Consider the following 16,873-nt stretch of genomic DNA (forward strand, 5'->3'; position numbering starts at 1 on the left):
CAGCCATGCGTTATCGTTAACGCATAGTTATTCTTGCTATTTGTTTATGGAGGAGGTTTCATGAAGTACACAGTAGGTCTTGATTACGGGACCAATTCGGTGAGGGCGGTGTTGGTTCAGCTTTCCGATGGCGCGGAGCTTGCCACGAAAGTATGGGGCTATGCTCACGGAGACCAGGGGATCATCCTGGATAAAAGCGATCCCAATGTGGCTCGCCAGCATCCCCAGGATTACTTGGAAGGGGCAGAGCATACCCTCAAAGGGGTTGTCTGTTCTGCTGTGGAGAAGCACGGAATCGACCCGGTGGATATCATTGGCATTGGTGTTGATACCACAGGCAGTACTCCCATGCCGGTCCAAAGAGATCTTTCTCCCCTGACAGACCTTCCGGGCCATGGGGATGATCCCACAGTAATGGCGTGGCTTTGGAAAGATCACACTTCAATGGAGGAAGCTCAGGAGATAACGGAAAAGTCCCGCTCCAATCGACCTAGATTTCTGGAGAAAACAGGAGGAATTTATTCTTCGGAATGGTTCTGGGCAAAAATTTGGCGCGCCTATCGGGATAATTCTGGATCCCTTGCTAAGGCCTACACATGGATGGAGATAGCCGACTGGATTCCTGCGCAGCTTGCAGGGATAACTGATCCGGATGCGGTAAAGCGATCCATCTGTGCGGCTGGACACAAGGGACTCTTTCACAAAGATTGGGGAGGGTATCCGGACCAGGAATTTCTTGCATTGCTTCATCCGGCTCTCGTAGAGATCAGGAAAACCCTTCCTGGAAAGGCTTGGACAGCCGACGCCTTGGCGGGAAAGCTGAGCAAGGAATGGGCCCGGAAAACGGGGATTCCCGAAGGAACTCCTATCGCAGTAGGGGCCTTTGACGCGCATCTGGGAGCGGTGGGATCGGGAATAAAAGAGGGAAGTCTTGTTAAAATTGTCGGGACTTCCACCTGCGATATCATGATAGCCCGTGATGATGGTCACGTTCCTGATATTCCCGGGATTTGCGGTATAGTTCCCGGGTCGGTTATTCCTGGCTATGCAGGAATCGAAGCGGGTCAGAGCGCTGTTGGAGATATCTTCAACTGGTTTGTCGAGCGAATCTCTCCGGGTGGACCGGAACGAGGAACCCACGAGTCACTTACCGAGGATGCCGAAAGACTCTTTCCCGGTGAGAGTGGTCTTCTGGCCCTGGACTGGCATAACGGAAACCGGACAGTTCTTGTTGATCAGGGGCTCACTGGATCAATTGTCGGTCTGACGTTGCAGAGTTCTCCTGCCGAAATCTATCGTTCTCTTGTGGAAGCCACAGCATACGGGGCACGAAGGATCGTCGAGCAAATTGAGCAGTACGGCCAAAAAATCGAAGAAGTTGTGAATTGTGGAGGAATCTCAGTCAAAAATACCTTGGTCATGCAGGTCTATGCCGATGTGCTTAATCGGCCAATGAAAGTGTCTCGCAGTGTCCAGACCCCAGCTCTGGGATCAGCCATCGCTGCCTCGGTTGCTGCGGGCTCCAGCAGAGGAGGGTATGACGATTTTTTTACCGCCATGGAGGAGATGACGGGAACGATGGAGCGGGTTTTCGAGCCGATTCGCGAGAATGCCGAGGTGTATGAACACTTATACCGGTTGTATTGTGATATCCACGATGCTTTTGGCACGAAGCAGGGCAAAAAAGATCTCTTCCACGTAATGAAAGAACTGCTGGATATACGGCGGGCTTCAAAAGGCCGGGTTGCAGAAAAGAGGTAAGCGATCACTTCATGAAGTATGAGAAGATTAAAACCCAAGCATACGCCGCCAATGTTCAGATTGTGGATGCCGGTCTCGTGCTCCTGACCTGGGGCAACGCCAGTGTGCGTGACCCCGGGGAAGAGGTGTTCGCAATAAAACCAAGCGGAGTTTCGTACCGGGATCTCAAGGCTGACATGATGGTGGTGGTGAGTATCGAGTCGGGTGAGGTGGTGGAGGGGGAGCTTCGCCCCTCCTCGGATACCCCTACCCACGCAGAACTGTATCGCCGATTTCGTCAAATTGGAGGGATCGTTCATACGCACAGTAATTATGCGGTTGCCTTTGCCCAGGCCAGGCGAGACATTCCCCTTTTGGGGACAACCCACGCCGATCACTTTCGCTTTCCCATCCCGGTGACCAGAGATATGACGGATTGTGAAGTGGAGGGGGCCTACGAAAAAAATACGGGGGCCCTCATTGTGGAGACCTTCGAAAAGCGGAGTCTGGATCCGCTCGCGGTCCCCGGGGTGCTGGTTGCCAGCCATGGGCCGTTCGCCTGGGGGCGGGACGGGAGATCGGCGGTGGAAAATGCCATCGTTCTGGAGGCCGTCGCCCGAATGGCCTGTGAATCCCGGTTGGTTAACCCCGATATTCTTCCTGCCCCGGCCTGTCTGACGGAGAAGCACTTTCTCCGGAAGCACGGGCCTGGGGCATATTATGGTCAGCAATAGCGAGGTCGAGTATTTTTTCCCGGGTAGACTCTTCCCGGGAAAGCTCGCCGGCTATTCGCCCCTGTGAAAGGACCAGAGTCCGGTCGGCCATTCCAAGGATCTCGTCGATTTCCGAGCTGAACAGAATCAGGGAAGCTCCTTTTGAGACGAGATCATCAATGGCGTTATACATGTCTACCTTTGCAGCCACATCAATTCCTCGGGTTGGTTCATCGAGAAGAAAAATTTTCGGGCGGTTCATGAAGGCCCTGGCCAGGATGATTTTTTGCTGGTTCCCCCCCGAATAGAGCTTTACAGCATCGGAGGGGTCGCCAGGACGGATCGAAAAGCGTCGGGTATAGCTCGATATCCGATCAAGCAGGGTGTTTTGATCAATCCCATGGAGCGTCCTGAAGCGGTTGAGACTCGAAATGGACATATTGACCGACAAGGAGTGATACGGAAAAAGGGCTTCCTCGATGCGGTTTTCCGGAACCAGAGCTATCCCGAGCGACAATGCTTTCGCGGGGTCCCGGATAATCTCCTCTTTTCCCGATAAAAAGATATGCCCCCCCTCCAGAGGATGCTCCCCGGCCAGGCAGTGAGCGAGTCGGGTTCGTCCTGATCCCATGAGTCCGGTTATTCCAAGAATTTCGCCCTGACCAAGAGAAAAGGAAACGCTGGAAAGGACGGGTGAACTCTTCAGATCTTTTACTGTCAGGATGGTTTTTCCCGCTTTCCCTGGTGTTCGAGGGTAACGACGGCGCGGGTTTTCACCTGTCATCAGATGAATCAGGGAGCTCTTATCAACGTGCTGGGCCGCACTGGTTGCGACACGTCGTCCCCCGTGAATCACGGTAACCCGGTCAGAGATTCTCTGGATATCATCGAGCCGGTGTGAAATATAGATGATTCCGGCTTTTTTTTGCCGAAGTCTGGCGATGATGGAAAAGACTACAGAACGTTCTGCTTCCGACATGGCTGAGGTGGGTTCGTCGAAGATGAAGAGTTTTGCCGGCGTAGCCAGGGTTTTGGCTACTGCAACGAGTTGCTTCTCGGCGTATCCTAACGTTCCCAGGAGAAGTGAGGGATCCAGGGAGATTCCTGTTTGCGAGAAAAGATCCTGACACTTGATCAGTGTTTGGAGGTGTGAGTAGCGTCCTGTTCCAGTAGCGAAAAAAATATTTTCTGCCACAGAGAGATTTTCAAATAGTTGCAAATCCTGGTGCTGGTAGACGATTCCGGCACGCCGAGCAGCCCCGATAGAAGATGTGGTCAGCTCCCTGCCTTCGAAAAGAATTTGTCCTGCATCAGCATGTTCAAATCCGGAGAGTAGTTTCATCAGGGCTGACTTGCCAGACCCGTTCTCGCCAACAACCGCATGAACCTCCCCTGGCAAAACGGTCATGTTTACCCTGGAGATGAGAAACCCGCCACTGTAACGTCTGGTAAGATTTCTGACTTCCAGGAGCGGTATCATAGACTTCCCTCGAAAGCATTGATAGCGGTGAAGACAGTGATGTTTTCCGAGAACAACCGGTTTTTTTCGGTATCGGGAAGGGAAGGATCTGTTACAATTGCTTCTGCTAAATGGATTGAAGCGAATCTGAAAAAGGCCCCTCGACCAAAGCGGTTTGCTGGACAGACTAAGACCGACTTGTCGGCCGATTTTGCAGCAGCCATGATCAGATTGGCTCGTTGTTCGCTTGTCACAGTAAGTTGAAGTTGATGATTCACGGCATCGACCTCAAAGAATAATATGTCCACGTGGTAGCGAAGCAGGTTCTCCTGTGCGACTGCTCCGTACACTGCGTCTCCCTGCTCGTTCAGGTCTCCTCCCAGAAGAACTGCCCTGTTCGATTTTTGCCGGGCCACAAGCGAGGCAATCACCAGGTCATTGGTGAGAACAGTGACGCCCGATCGTGCTTTTAATCCTTCAGCTATTTTGAAGTTAATGGGGCCATCTGCAAGAAATACCACAGCATTATCGAGGATAAGGCGAAGGCTCATAATCGCGAGTTCCGGGTAGGTGTCTCTGCTGATGTGGGCAGAATCGGAGGTAATCAGAGAAGGTTCCTGAATTACCTGTGAATCTGCAAGCATTGCCCCTCCGTGTGTCCGTGTGAGAAACCCTTCGTCTTCCAGCTTCACGAGATCTCGGCGGATTGTTACCTCCGATACGGACAGGAGATTGCTGAGGGTGCCGACCTCTGCCTGTCGGTGGTTTATGAGATACTCTTTGATGATGCGCAACCGTTCCAGTGCAAACATGCAAACATTATACCAGATTTTTTTTCTTGACCGTAGCGGGAACCGGTGGTAACCTGATGATCAGAAACGAAAGCAAACAATCAAAAATGTGATTGTTAAGTTTCGAAATTCCAAAAGGAGCGGATTCATGAAGAAGTTTGGTGTTTTTTTTGTTTCATTTCTGATTTTTTGTTCCGGGGCGAGTCTTTTTGCGGGGGGCAGTAAGGAGGAGACTCCTCTGGTAGGTATTGCCATGCCTACGCAATCTTCCCAGCGGTGGATAGAGGATGGAAGAAATATGCGGGATATTCTCCAGGATCGGGGGTACCGGGTTGATCTTCAGTATGCAGAGGACAGCATTGATGCACAGGTTGCTCAACTTGAGAACATGGTGACCCGTGGAGCCGATGTTCTGGTAATTGCAAGTATTGACGGCGAGGCTCTGACAAACGTTCTGGATCTTGCTGCCGATAACGACATTCCTGTTATTGCCTACGATCGCCTCATCAGGAATAGCCCTCACGTGAGCTATTACGCCACGTTCGACAACTATCTTGTGGGGGTTCTTCAGGGACAGTATATCGTGGATTCTCTTGATCTTGAGTCTGGTGCAGGCCCCTTCAACATTGAGATCTTTGCCGGAAGTCCCGATGACAATAACGCGACGTTTTTCTATAACGGAGCTATGGACCAGATCCAGCCGTACATCGACAACGGACAGCTTGTTGTTCGAAGTGGTCAGACAGCGTTCAACCGTGTAGCCACACTCCGCTGGGATGGAGCGACGGCGCAGATCCGGATGGATAACATCCTGGCCGCTCACTATACCGATGCTCGGGTAGACGCCATTCTCTCCCCTTACGATGGTATTTCGATCGGTGTTCTTTCTTCCCTGAAAGGGGTCGGCTATGGATCTGGTTCGCGACCGATGCCTGTTGTCACCGGGCAGGATGCGGAACTTCCTTCAATCAAATCTATTCTTGCCGGGGAGCAGACGTCTACTATTTTCAAAGATACGCGAGTGCTCGCACGACGTGCAGCTGATATGGTGGATTCTGTGTTGCAAGGAACCACTGCAGAGGTCAACGATACCACTACCTATGATAACGGGGTTATTGTTGTTCCTTCCTATCTCGAGCATCCCGTCTCCGTTGATGCAAGCAATTGGGAAGAAGTACTCGTCGGCTCAGGCTATTACACACGGGAACAGGTTCTGAACTAAACCCGTGGAAGATTTTCGGGAGAGGTCTGAAGAGGCTTCCCGATCCATTTCCGGGAAACAGGAAATTTAGAAAGAAAAAGCTCCCTCTATCTGGAGGGGGCTTTCCAAAAGTTTGAAGAAACCACTATTCAATCATATAAGGTTTAGAGAATGACAAAGCCTCTTCTGGAGATGAAAAAGATAACCAAATCCTTTTCAGGAGTTCATGCGGTTACAGATATCGATATGACCGTCCATGACCGGGAAATACGGGCCCTGGTTGGGGAAAATGGAGCGGGAAAATCCACCTTGATGAATGTTCTGAGTGGGGTTTATCCGAGCGGTGAGTATTCCGGCGAAATATTTTTTGACGGAGGGAAGTGCGGCTTTCGGGATATTAGGGATAGCGAAAAGCTGGGAATTGTTATTATCCATCAGGAGCTCGCCCTTGTTCCGGAGCTTGCTATTGCAGAGAATATCTTTCTCGGAAACGAGCGCTCCGTCGGAGGGGTGATTGACTGGCATGCAACCTCCACGGAGGCAAGGAAACTGCTGAAAAAAGTGGGGTTAGAAGAGAATCCGGCAACACTTGTTTCAGATATCGGTGTCGGGAAACAGCAGCTTGTGGAAATAGCAAAAGCCCTTTCAAAGAATGTGCGGCTTCTGATTCTTGACGAACCCACTGCGGCTTTGAACGATGAAGAAAGCAGGAAACTTCTACAACTTCTCAAGGATTTGAGAGCGCATGGAATAACCTGTATTCTTATATCTCACAAGCTCAATGAAGTTGTAGAGGTAGCTGACTCTATCACAGTGATTCGCGATGGATGTGTCATTGAGACAATGCACAAGGACCAGGCTGATTTTCACGAGGACCGGATTATCAGGAGCATGGTAGGGCGTGAGATGACAGATCGCTACCCTGACCGCGAGGTATCGGTGGGGGGAGAGGTTCTGAGGGTCGAAAAATGGAACGCCTATCATCCTCAGCATCTGAATCGTCGTGTCGTAAAAGATGTATCGATATCAGTTCGTCGTGGAGAAGTTGTGGGGCTTGCAGGACTTATGGGGGCAGGCCGCACTGAGCTTGCCATGAGTCTGTTCGGGAAGTCCTGGGGACAAAAACATTCCGGGCAAATTTATATCGACGGTAAACCCGTTGAGTTCCATAACGTGTCCGATGCTATCAAAAAGGGTCTGGCCTATGTTACGGAGGATCGCAAAACTCTGGGGCTTATTCTGATAGATAATATTCGACGCAATACAACACTTCCAAATTTGTCAAGAGTAAGTGATAGAGGTGTGATAAATCTTAGCGAGGAGGTTGTCTCTGCCGAGTATTATCGCAAGAAGCTTCGGATCAAAAGTGGGGATCTAAACCAGGTCGTGGAAAGTCTCTCTGGGGGAAATCAGCAGAAGGTTGTTCTCGGAAAATGGCTGATGTCTCAGCCCGATGTCCTTATTCTGGATGAACCCACCAGGGGGATTGATGTGGGAGCCAAGTATGAGGTCTATACAGTGATCAACCAGCTTGCCTCCGAGGGAAAGGGGCTTCTGATGATATCATCGGAGTTACCGGAGTTGCTTGGTATGTGTGATCGGATATACGTGGTCAATAATGGCGAAATTGCCGGGGAGATGCCCCGGGATGAGGCATCGCAGGAGAATATCATGAAATGTATTATGAATCACCAGAAGAAGGCCAGGAAGGAATAATTGCTATGAACTCGTTGATGTCTTATTTCAAGAGTAATGTTCGACAGAATGGGATGGTAATAGCCCTTGTGTCTATTATGCTACTCTTTCAGGTGCTGACAGCGGGCATTCTTTTCCGGCCCATGAACATTACAAATCTGGTGTTGCAGAACAGTTACGTTCTGATCCTTGCCATTGGAATGCTACTCTGCATTCTGACAGGAAATATTGATCTGTCGGTAGGATCCGTCGTCGCCTTTGTTGGTGCCGTTTCCGCTGTGATGATGGTGGATATGAACCTCCCTGTCCCTGTAACGATCGTTCTTGCTCTCCTTCTTGGTGTCCTGGTTGGAGCCTTTCACGGTTTTTTCATCGCTTTTCTCCGAATACCTGCCTTCATTGTCACCTTGGGAGGGATGCTCATCTTCCGGGGGCTGACGATGGTTATACTGCAGGGGCAGACCAAGGCGCCGTTCAGCCGGTCTTTCCAGATTCTTGCGGCCGGATATCTGCCGGGGCGGGATTTGGAAATCGGTGGGTACAACGTCGTTGCGATGATAGCGGGGACGATCTTGGCGGTCCTCTTTTCGCTCTATCTTGTGCGGAGTCGAAAAACGAAGTTGCGTTACGGCTTTGATGTTCTCCCCTTGGGGATCGAGGCAGGACGGATTATCCTGCTGGTCCTGGCCATCGGGTGGTTTTCGCTTCGCCTGGCCGCGTATAATGGGATTCCCGTTGTTCTGGTTCTCCTCGCGGGCTTAATATTGATCTATTCTTTTATTACCCAACGGACTGTCTTTGGTCGTCATATCTACGCTCTTGGGGGTAATGAGAAAGCAGCGAGACTCTCGGGGGTCAAAACACAGCGAGTCATGTTTCTGGTCTACACGAATATGGGGCTTCTTTCGGCTTTGGCTGGCCTGGTTGTTGCCGGGCGACTCAATGCCGCTACGCCAAAGGCAGGCACCATGTTCGAGCTGGATGCCATCGGGGCGTGTTTCATCGGCGGTGCGTCGGCTTCTGGTGGTATTGGGACCGTCGTAGGGGCCGTTGTTGGGGGCCTTGTAATGGGTGTTCTAAACAACGGTATGTCCATCATGGGAGTAAGTGTAGATTGGCAACAGGCCATCAAGGGGTTGGTCCTGCTTGCAGCGGTGTGCTTTGATGTGTACACCAAGAACAAGTCTCATCCTTCCTGATTCTTTTCTTCGCGGTACCTGGAGGACACAGCCCCTTCAGGTATCCCGGTACTGGGCCTGGATGATCCAGAATTGCTCCTCATGGGTAAGGAACGCCTCTGTCACGTCCGGGTCCAGGTGAGTCCCTTTCTTGCTGGCGATGATTTCCCGACATTGTTGCGGCGAAAAGGCAGACTTGTACACCCGGTCGCTGCTCAGAGCGTCGAAAACGTCGGCTAGAGCCACAATTCGGGCGCTCAAAGGGATATCCTCTCCTGCAAGCCCCAGAGGATATCCACTTCCATCGTAGCGTTCGTGGTGATGCATGGCGATATCACGGGCTGTGCGGAGGAAATCGGACCCAATCTCCTGACAGGCTTCATCGAGGATGGTTCCTCCGATTTCGGCGTGGGTTTTCATGAGTTGGAACTCTTCCTTTGTGAGTTTTCCCGGCTTGTTGAGAATCTCGTCAGGAATTGCCACTTTCCCGATGTCGTGGAGACTTGCCACAGTAAAGATCGTTGAGATCATCCGCTGATTCAGTTCCTGGTGCCCCTGGTCGCAGAGGATACGCGCCAGAAGTTTTGAGTAGTGCTGAACGCGCTCGATATGATATCCCGTCTCGGGGTTTCTGTAGTCCGTGAGTTTTGCCATGAGGAGTATGATTTTCTCCTGACTCTGGATCTGGACCAGCCGTTCGGCTGATTCCAGACGGGCTTTCATCTCTTCGGGGTGGAATGGTTTTATCAGGTAGTCATCAGCACCTTGGGAGATTGCCCGTACGGTGCTTTCCTTTTTTGTAAGGGCTGTCAGAACGGTTATGTGGGTGTAATGGATCTCCTGACGCCGCACCTCGCGTATCAGGTCATAGCCGTCCATCACGGGCATGTCCAGGTCGGTAATGACGATTCTCGGCTGCTGCTCAACAAAGAGTTCCAGGGCGCTGGCGCCGTTTTCACCTACCAGAACGTTGTATCCCAGAGAGGAAAGATGGCGATAGAGGACTTTGCGTTGCAGCAACGAGTCTTCAGCGATCAGTACGCTGGTGCAGGTTTGTGTGGGCCTGAAGAGAGTTGTGCCGTGCATAACCAGATTCCCGAATTTACTGGTGCTCCTCCGGAGACTACAGTACCACGGAGGACGGAAAAAAACAGGTCCGTATTCGGAGAATAAGAGAAAAACACCCTTTCACTCTTCTTTATCCTTTGATTCTCTGCCTGTTCTCTACAGGACATTAGTAGATTACCGGTTCTGCATCAATGTCACGCCATATATACCAGGTTGCCACGGTTCGCCAGGGATGCCAGGTTTCGCCCAGATCTTTCAGGAGCGCTGTTTCTTCGCGACGGCTCAGGGAGGAATCCCAGTTATAGAGACGGGCCGCTCCATGTATCAGGCCAATATCCCCCAGGGGAAGGATGTTGGGGCGATGGAGGAAGAAAATCAGGGTCATGTCGGCGGTCCAGGGGCCAACCCCATAGAGGGAGCAGAGTTGGGCGTGGATTTCCTCGTCGGACATGTTCTGCCACAGTCGCGGTGTCACATCTCCTGTGGAGAAGGCCCGGGCGATACCCTGAATATAGAGAACTTTTTGTCGGGAGAGGCCGATTGCCCTCAACTCGTCGGGGCCGAGTTCCAGCACGGTAGAGGGAGAGATCTCCGGAGCTGCCAATTTGAGGCGTCCCCATATGCTTTGGGCAGCGGCCACGGAGATCTGTTGACCCACCACGGCGTTCAGGAGGGTTTGAAAGGCATCGCCACTTCCCCGAAGCTGATCTCCCTGGTGCTTTTCTATGAGCTGTGCCAGGACCTCATCCCGCCGGGCAAGGTCCCGGCATGCATCATCCCAGTAGGGCGGGGTGTATCTGTCTTTCACGGTGCCACCTTATCCGCTGTCGGGGATTCAAAGGAAGGGGTCGTCGCTGCGGGGTGGTCCCAGGATCTCCCGATAGATCAGAGCTTGCTGAAGCGGGGAGAGACTGGCTCTGCCTCTCAGGAGGGATGGTTCCGTCCCGGGGCCGGTTTTGGCCCGGACCGGTTCAGGGGTGTGCGGAAGGGCTCTCCTGTATCCACTGCTGCGATCGTCCGGCGGGGTGTCTTTTCCGGTACGAGAATCGGCCCGTGAAAGGGCAGGGCTCCTGGGCGGTTTTCGGTCGGGACTGGCTTCCCCCCGTTCCTGGGGATTGGAATCCTGCCGCAACTGCCGAACCCAGGAATGAACCCGCTTTTTCAGGAGCGAGTGCAGAGGTCCGGGCTTCCTTTTCCTCTTGCTCTTCTTCCTGGTCTGAGCCTGAGCCTGAGCCCCGTCCTGCGGGGCTGCTTCGCCGGCTCCTTTTCTCCGACGACGGGCAAAGCGGAGAATTGTTACAATCAGGGGGAACGAGGCGAAGAGGATCGCCGCCACCAGCCCCAGGAGCGATTCCATCAGGTCAAGATCAGGTGCCACCGTTCGTGCTGCCTCCCGAGGATTCCTCTCCTCCTATGGAATCACGCATCCGGGTATCAGCCTGGATGTTTCGCAACCGGTAATAGTCCATTATTCCCAGATGGCCATCGCGAAAGGCCTGGGCGATCGCCTTGGGGATTTCTGCCTCGGCCAGAACAACCTTCGCGCGGTTTTCCTGAACCTGGGCCCGCATCTCCTGCTCAAAGGCTTCGGCGGCAGCGCGTCGCTGTTCTGCCTCGGCCTGAAACCTGCGTTTGTCCGCCTCGGCCTGGTCCGCCTGGAGCTTTGCCCCCACGTTCTCCGACACATCGATATCAGCGATATCGATCGAAAGAATCTCAAAGGCTGTCCCCGCATCGAGCCCTTTTTCCAGGACGCGTCGGGAGATCTGGTCGGGGTTTTCCAGGACGGCCTTGTAGGTCTCGGAGGAGCCAATGGTGGTGACGATCCCTTCGCCCACACGAGCGATGATCGTTTCCTCCGTTGCGCCACCCACCAGGCGTTCGATATTTGCCCTGACGGTAACGCGCGCCTTCACTCGCAACTGCACCCCGTCCTTGGCCACTGCCTCGATCGCCCCCCGGGATTTCTCCGGATTCGGGCAATCGATCACCTTGGGGTTTACACTGGTCTTGACGGCGTCCAGCACGTCCCGGCCCGCCAGATCGATAGCGGCGGCCCGCTGGAAGTCCAGAGGGATATTTGCCTTGTTGGCGGCCACCAGGGCCTGGCTCACACGCCGCACGTTTCCCTGTGCAAGGTGGTGGGTCTCAAGCAATTCCGGGTCCAGGGGTATGCCTGCTTTTACCAGGATGATTCTGCTATCAACGATTGTTGCAGGATCGACTTTTCTGAGCCACATGCCGACAATCCTGGCCAAAGGAACCGATGCTCCCGAAAGAAGGGCTCGAAACCAGAGGCCGAAGAACTTGATAAAAACAGCCAGTACCGCCAGTGTCGCAAAGAGAATAAGCAACGCAAGCAAAATAAACTCAATTGACATCATGTTTTCCTCTCCTGTTATCCTTTCCTGCGAACAACGACTCTGTTTCCGTCTACGCGAATAACCTCGACGATGCTTCCTCGTTCCACGAACTCTCCCTGACTTTCGGCGGTGATGATCTCGCCCTCTTCCAGAAGAACCGACCCCACAGGGCGAAGATCAGTCCTGACGGTTCCTTCCTTGTGCAGGAGATGATCATGAACCTCCCGGGGTTGCACGCTGTAGCCTTCGGAGGCGTTCTGGGTGGTGGCCAGGGCGAGGCGCGAGAAAAAGCTTCGGCGGGGCAGAAAGAAAGCGAGCCCCACCATGATAGCCAGAGCAGCACCGAGACTCCCCAGAACCACCAGAATGTTTCCCGTGGCCACGTCCCATTGCCAGGCCTCCTCGGGAAGGATGAACTCTTGCAACCCGAAAATAAGCGACAGGGTAATCGATGCAAGCCCGGTAACGCCGGCCACACCAAAGCCGGGCAGAATGAAGATCTCTACAACCAGCAGCAAGAGGCCCGTCACAAAGAGTATGATCTCCACGGATCCCACCCGTCCCAGAAGCATGTTTGCGGCAAAGAAGGTGGCAAAGGCTGCCACCGCCACCGTTCCCGGAAGCCCGAAGCCCGGGTTGGTTATTTCCAGAAAGAGAGCGATCAGCCCCGTCAGGATGAGCAGTGTGGTAAACCCGCCTCCTGTCAGAAGGGCAACGATTCTGTCGGGAGTGTCGGGGCGCACCAGGCGAAAGGAGCTATTCTCCAGATCAAGAAGGTCTGCGAGTTCCTGCACCGACTGCGGGCTTCCTGCGGAGACACCCAGGGATTCCATCTCTCCGGCTGTCAAGGTAAGGAGTGACCCCGGGCCGATGATCTTCTTTTCCACGCGCAGTTCGATCTCCCCGCTGGCAGTGCGCTGTTCCAGCAGCCGCAACCCTTCGGCATCGACGATCCGGGGCGATCCGTCGACCTCCACCAGGTGGGCCTCGAGCGATGCATCCACCATGGCACGGGCGATCACCATGGAGTGGCCGTTTCTTTCGGCCAGGGCGGCCATCTGGGCCCGTATCGCGCTGAGGGTCTTCTCGTCGGCAGGCGCAGCAGCTCCCCCCGGAGCCTGGACGACGGGGGCTGCCGCCCCGATGGATGTTCCCGGAGCCATGAAAATCTGCCGGGTTGCGAAGGCAATCAACGCCCCGGCAGACCAGCTCACCCCGGTTCCTGTCGATGTATTGGCTACCCAGGCGGCGGTAGGAACAGGAGAGTTTCCCAGGGCGTTGGCAATGCGAAGGGCCGAGTCGACGCGCCCGCCGAAGGTGTCGATCTCCAGGACAACCAGGCGTGCCTGGTCTCGCTGAGCCTGGGCCAGGGCGCGTTGCACATAGACCGCCTGAAAGCGGTCTATCGGCCCGTGGAGTTCCAGGATAACAATTTCGTCTGCCCCGGAAGAGGCCGGGGCAGCGGCGAAAAAGGCGAAACACAGGGCCAGAAGCGATAGGTTCTGTCTCGGTCTCAAGTGTATTGGCTTCACGCGGTCTCCCTTCGCGCTGTTCTCACCCCTTCATTTTAATGCCCCGCCCGGAAAAAATCCCGCTTTCCTGCCCGTTCGTGCCTAGGAGTGGAGGAGTCTCTCGTGTAAACTACGAAGGTAAAATCCCATCGTCAACGAAAAGGAAGCTGCACTGCTATGGATGTACTCATTTCCGAGGAAAAAATAGAACAACGTGTCCGTGAACTTGCCCGGGAGATTAATCGTGACTACCAGGACAAGAATGTGCTGTTGGTGGGGCTCCTGAAGGGGTCTTTTGTCTTTCTGGCAGATCTGGTTCGTCACCTCTCCATCTCTGCCGAGGTGGACTTCATGGCGGCCACCTCCTACGTGGGGACCCAGAGCACGGGCAACCTGATTATCCTGAAAAATCTCAACGAGAGCGTCCATGACCGGCACGTTCTGATTGTCGAGGATATTATCGATACGGGCCTGACCCTTTCGGAGATCCGCAACCGGTTGCTCCTGGAAACCCCGGCAAGCCTGGAAATCTGCACACTTCTGGATAAGCCTGCACAGCGCAAGGCCCAGGTCCCTGTGAAATATGTGGGGTTTTCCGTGGGCGATCAGTTTGTCGTGGGCTACGGGATTGATTGCAACGAGCAGTACCGCACGCTTCCCTATGTGGGAGTCATTCCCTCCTGAGGAACGGCCCCTGCGGAAGGGCCTCTGCGGAACGGAGGTCACCGCCCCTGGATAAGGCGGCGAAAGAGGCGGTGTCTCGTTTTGTCGTTCATGGCCGAGAAGCTGATATGAGCTCTGGTTTTGCGGCGCGAGAGGCGTACCACCGTTCCTGTCAGAACCAGGGGAGGGGCTGATCCCATGTCAAGGGTGCACTCCACCAGGGCTCCCAGAACAAGACGCTTTTTGGGGTTTCGCACAGCTGCCCCGCCGATGCTCATGTCCAGGGAGACCGTTTCAAGGGGAGCGCTGCGGAAGCCGGGAAAGCCCAGGCGGATCGGTATTTCTATTTCGTGCCGCCGGTGACGGCGTCGCTGGGCGTGGCGGACGTGCCTGCTGTGGGAAACGAGAAGATGTTTACCCTTTTTCCGCAGGAGCGTGCTGTGAAACTGGTGCATTCCGTCAGCGCTGTAGCATACTATTTCCAGAGGGGTTCCGGTCCTGAACCGGTTCCCCCCTCGATCAATCCGCAGGAGGAGCCCCTCTTGCCGGTTGCTGACAAAAACGCCTGTGGCCACGGAGAGGTCCACTGTGGAAACGGAAACCTCCGAACCCGGAGAGATCGTCGATGTCAGAAGGGATCGTGAGAAGAGCGGCTCCGGGTCCATCCGAAGGTACCGGAAGAGATCCCGGACCTCCTTCTCCTGGACAACGCCCTCCTGGAGCCCTTTTCTTGCCAGGTGGACCAATTTTTCCGGATCCTGCATGACAATGGTAATCCTGTTCGGGTTCTTCAGGAACCAGGCCAGACGGTCAAGAACGCTCTGGTTTTTCGGGGGAAGGATCGGCTGGGTTCTGACAGATCGGGAGCGAAGAACGGGAGCGGACCGGGCGGAAGCCCGGCGCTTTGCCCGTTTTGCCATTTCCCGGCGATTAAGTATCTGGGTAACGATCAGGGAAATCGTGATTGTTCCGACAATCACCAGGAAGGTGATCACCTCGGTGGGGGATGTTTGAAAGCCGCCGCTGATGTCGATCATGCCAGTCTGGAATTTTATGCCCGAATGTGGAAACTGTCTATAGGCATAATCTGCCGGCATGGTCTATACAGACAATATACAGGCAGGGCCCTTCGTCCAGGCGCCCTGCGGGCGAGATGCCCTGAGCAGAAGCGCCCATGAGCCAGGAACGTTTGGGTGGGGGGAGTAAACACCATGGTGCAACGTGTATCCAGAGGAATCGTTAACGGTCTGATCCTTGTTCTCTTGCGGGTCTTCTTTGTGGTCGATTGCCGGGAACTGAAAAAAATTCCCCGCCAGGGGCCAGCCATCCTTGCCAGTAATCACACCACGAATTTCGAAGGGCCAATTTATTACACCCTCCTGCGGGGCCGCAGGGTAACAGCCCTGGGAAAGAAGGAGCTCTGGAAAAATCCTCTTACCAGGTTTCTGATGCAGGTCTGGGACATTATTCCCCTGAATCGGAGCGGCCCCGATCGAAAAGCCTTCCGGCGTGCGAAGATGGCCCTTGATCAGGGAGCCTTTCTGGGGATCGCCCCCGAAGGAACCCGGAGCATGTCGGGAGAGCTCCAAAAGGGACGCCCCGGGGCAGCCATGCTCGCTGTAGAAGCCCAGGTTCCAATTATTCCCATGGTCCAGTGGGGGGTGAAGGATCTCTTTCGAAATCTCCGGCGTTTTCGACGAACACCGATCCATTTTGCCGTGGGAGAGGCCTTCAGTGTTCGTGTTCCCCGAGACCGGAAGCTTACTGCAGGAGAGCTCCGTCAGATTACGGACGAGATCATGTTCCAGATGGCGCTTGTGATGCCCGAGCGCTACCGGGGATACTACCGGGACCTCTCAAAGATGACGACCCGGTTTATTTCCGGAGGAGCCACTCCGCGCTCTGCCATGATAGTTGTCACCTAAACCTGATTGATATGGAGGTGACACATGCCACGCTACAGCGCCCAGTTTCGTAACTCTGTGCTGAAAAAGCTCCTGCTGCCTGAGGGGCGTTCAGCACTTTCCCTGGCCAGGGAGTATAACATCTCGGTAGCAACCATCTATGGCTGGAAAGCGAAGATGCGAGATGGTACCCTGCAAATTGAAGATGGGGTGCAAGCCAACCGTAGTCGACAGCTGGCTGAGAAGCTCTCGCTCTTGCTGGAGTCCCGGTCTGTTGCCGATGATACGATGGGCGAGTGGCTCCGTGAAAACGGGCTACATTCTCAGCACCTCACTGTATGGGAACAGGAGGTACGAGACGCCGTGACAAAGAACGAACAGGAAGCCCGTGAAGAACTGAAGGCTGCCAGAAAGAAGATCAGGGAGCAGGAACGAGAACTTACCCGGAAAGAGAAGGCCCTGGCTGAAGCAGCGATTATTATCACGGCACAAAAAAAAATTTCTCGGATATTTCAGGACCAAGAGGAAGACTGATTCCCGAGAACCAACGCCGCGCCCTGTGTGAAACGATTGACGATGGCATCGAA

The 16,873-nt window shown here is 54.1% G+C and carries 16 protein-coding genes; 8 read left to right on the top strand and 8 right to left on the bottom strand.

What is annotated here, in order from left to right; all coding sequences use genetic code 11:
- The first annotated feature begins 60 nt into the window (after positions 1 to 60).
- Positions 61 to 1,761, top strand: a complete 1,701-nt coding sequence (locus tag BW950_RS10185) for a ribulokinase (RefSeq protein WP_076489192.1) — start codon at positions 61 to 63, stop codon at positions 1,759 to 1,761.
- 11 nt (positions 1,762 to 1,772) lie between these two features.
- Positions 1,773 to 2,474, top strand: coding sequence for an L-ribulose-5-phosphate 4-epimerase AraD (gene araD, locus BW950_RS10190; protein WP_076489193.1), 702 nt, complete (start codon positions 1,773 to 1,775; stop codon positions 2,472 to 2,474).
- On the opposite strand, the gene BW950_RS10195 is transcribed toward araD, so the two are convergent.
- Together BW950_RS10195 and BW950_RS10200 are read right to left on the bottom strand one after the other, a co-directional pair.
- On the bottom strand, positions 2,383 to 3,933 hold the full coding sequence (locus BW950_RS10195) for a sugar ABC transporter ATP-binding protein (RefSeq protein ID WP_076489194.1): 1,551 nt from the start codon (positions 3,931 to 3,933) through the stop codon (positions 2,383 to 2,385). The genes araD and BW950_RS10195 overlap by 92 nt on opposite strands.
- On the bottom strand, positions 3,930 to 4,724 hold the full coding sequence (locus tag BW950_RS10200) for a DeoR/GlpR family DNA-binding transcription regulator (protein ID WP_076489195.1): 795 nt from the start codon (positions 4,722 to 4,724) through the stop codon (positions 3,930 to 3,932). Before BW950_RS10200 ends, BW950_RS10195 begins: the two co-directional genes overlap by 4 nt.
- Positions 4,725 to 4,851: 127 nt before the next feature.
- On the opposite strand from BW950_RS10200, the gene chvE reads away from it, so the two are divergent.
- The 3 genes from chvE to mmsB all read left to right on the top strand — a co-directional run bounded on the left by chvE (position 4,852) and on the right by mmsB (position 8,798).
- Positions 4,852 to 5,925, top strand: a complete 1,074-nt coding sequence (gene chvE / locus BW950_RS10205; protein ID WP_076489196.1) for a multiple monosaccharide ABC transporter substrate-binding protein — start codon at positions 4,852 to 4,854, stop codon at positions 5,923 to 5,925.
- A gap of 150 nt (positions 5,926 to 6,075) precedes the next feature.
- Positions 6,076 to 7,620 (top strand): multiple monosaccharide ABC transporter ATP-binding protein, encoded by a 1,545-nt coding sequence (mmsA, locus tag BW950_RS10210; RefSeq protein WP_076489197.1) that lies wholly within the window; start codon positions 6,076 to 6,078, stop codon positions 7,618 to 7,620.
- 5 nt (positions 7,621 to 7,625) lie between these two features.
- Positions 7,626 to 8,798: a multiple monosaccharide ABC transporter permease gene (gene mmsB, locus BW950_RS10215; protein ID WP_076489198.1), complete on the top strand. Its 1,173-nt coding sequence runs from the start codon at positions 7,626 to 7,628 to the stop codon at positions 8,796 to 8,798.
- Positions 8,799 to 8,834: 36 nt separating this feature from the next.
- Here mmsB and BW950_RS10220 read toward each other — a convergent pair whose 3' ends face one another.
- The 5 genes from BW950_RS10220 to BW950_RS10240 form a co-directional block, all read right to left on the bottom strand.
- A complete protein-coding gene (locus tag BW950_RS10220) occupies positions 8,835 to 9,863 on the bottom strand; it encodes an HD-GYP domain-containing protein (RefSeq protein WP_076489199.1) in 1,029 nt (342 codons plus the stop codon).
- Between the two features lie 148 nt (positions 9,864 to 10,011).
- The gene (locus BW950_RS10225; RefSeq protein ID WP_076489200.1) at positions 10,012 to 10,653 is read right to left on the bottom strand and encodes a DNA-3-methyladenine glycosylase family protein; all 642 of its coding nucleotides are present in this window, start codon (positions 10,651 to 10,653) and stop codon (positions 10,012 to 10,014) included.
- 27 nt (positions 10,654 to 10,680) lie between these two features.
- A complete protein-coding gene (locus BW950_RS10230; RefSeq protein ID WP_076489201.1) occupies positions 10,681 to 11,223 on the bottom strand; it encodes a hypothetical protein in 543 nt (180 codons plus the stop codon).
- Complete coding sequence (gene floA, locus BW950_RS10235; protein ID WP_327077625.1) at positions 11,213 to 12,229, bottom strand: flotillin-like protein FloA; 1,017 nt, start codon at positions 12,227 to 12,229, stop codon at positions 11,213 to 11,215. Before floA ends, BW950_RS10230 begins: the two co-directional genes overlap by 11 nt.
- Before the next feature lie 14 nt (positions 12,230 to 12,243).
- Positions 12,244 to 13,740, bottom strand: coding sequence for an NfeD family protein (locus tag BW950_RS10240; RefSeq protein WP_143559204.1), 1,497 nt, complete (start codon positions 13,738 to 13,740; stop codon positions 12,244 to 12,246).
- A gap of 156 nt (positions 13,741 to 13,896) precedes the next feature.
- On the opposite strand from BW950_RS10240, the gene hpt reads away from it, so the two are divergent.
- Complete coding sequence (gene hpt, locus BW950_RS10245; RefSeq protein WP_076489203.1) at positions 13,897 to 14,403, top strand: hypoxanthine phosphoribosyltransferase; 507 nt, start codon at positions 13,897 to 13,899, stop codon at positions 14,401 to 14,403.
- Positions 14,404 to 14,441: 38 nt separating this feature from the next.
- On the opposite strand, the gene BW950_RS10250 is transcribed toward hpt, so the two are convergent.
- Entirely contained in the window at positions 14,442 to 15,419 is a 978-nt protein-coding gene (locus BW950_RS10250; protein WP_076489204.1) for a PilZ domain-containing protein, read from the bottom strand.
- A gap of 174 nt (positions 15,420 to 15,593) precedes the next feature.
- On the opposite strand from BW950_RS10250, the gene BW950_RS10255 reads away from it, so the two are divergent.
- A complete protein-coding gene (locus BW950_RS10255; protein ID WP_143559205.1) occupies positions 15,594 to 16,307 on the top strand; it encodes a lysophospholipid acyltransferase family protein in 714 nt (237 codons plus the stop codon).
- A 24-nt stretch (positions 16,308 to 16,331) separates the two neighbouring features.
- Positions 16,332 to 16,820: a transposase gene (locus tag BW950_RS10260; protein WP_076489206.1), complete on the top strand. Its 489-nt coding sequence runs from the start codon at positions 16,332 to 16,334 to the stop codon at positions 16,818 to 16,820.
- Positions 16,821 to 16,873 lie beyond the last annotated feature (53 nt).

The sequence above is a fragment of the Alkalispirochaeta americana genome, assembly GCF_900156105.1.
Classification (GTDB): Bacteria; Spirochaetota; Spirochaetia; order DSM-27196; family Alkalispirochaetaceae; genus Alkalispirochaeta; species Alkalispirochaeta americana.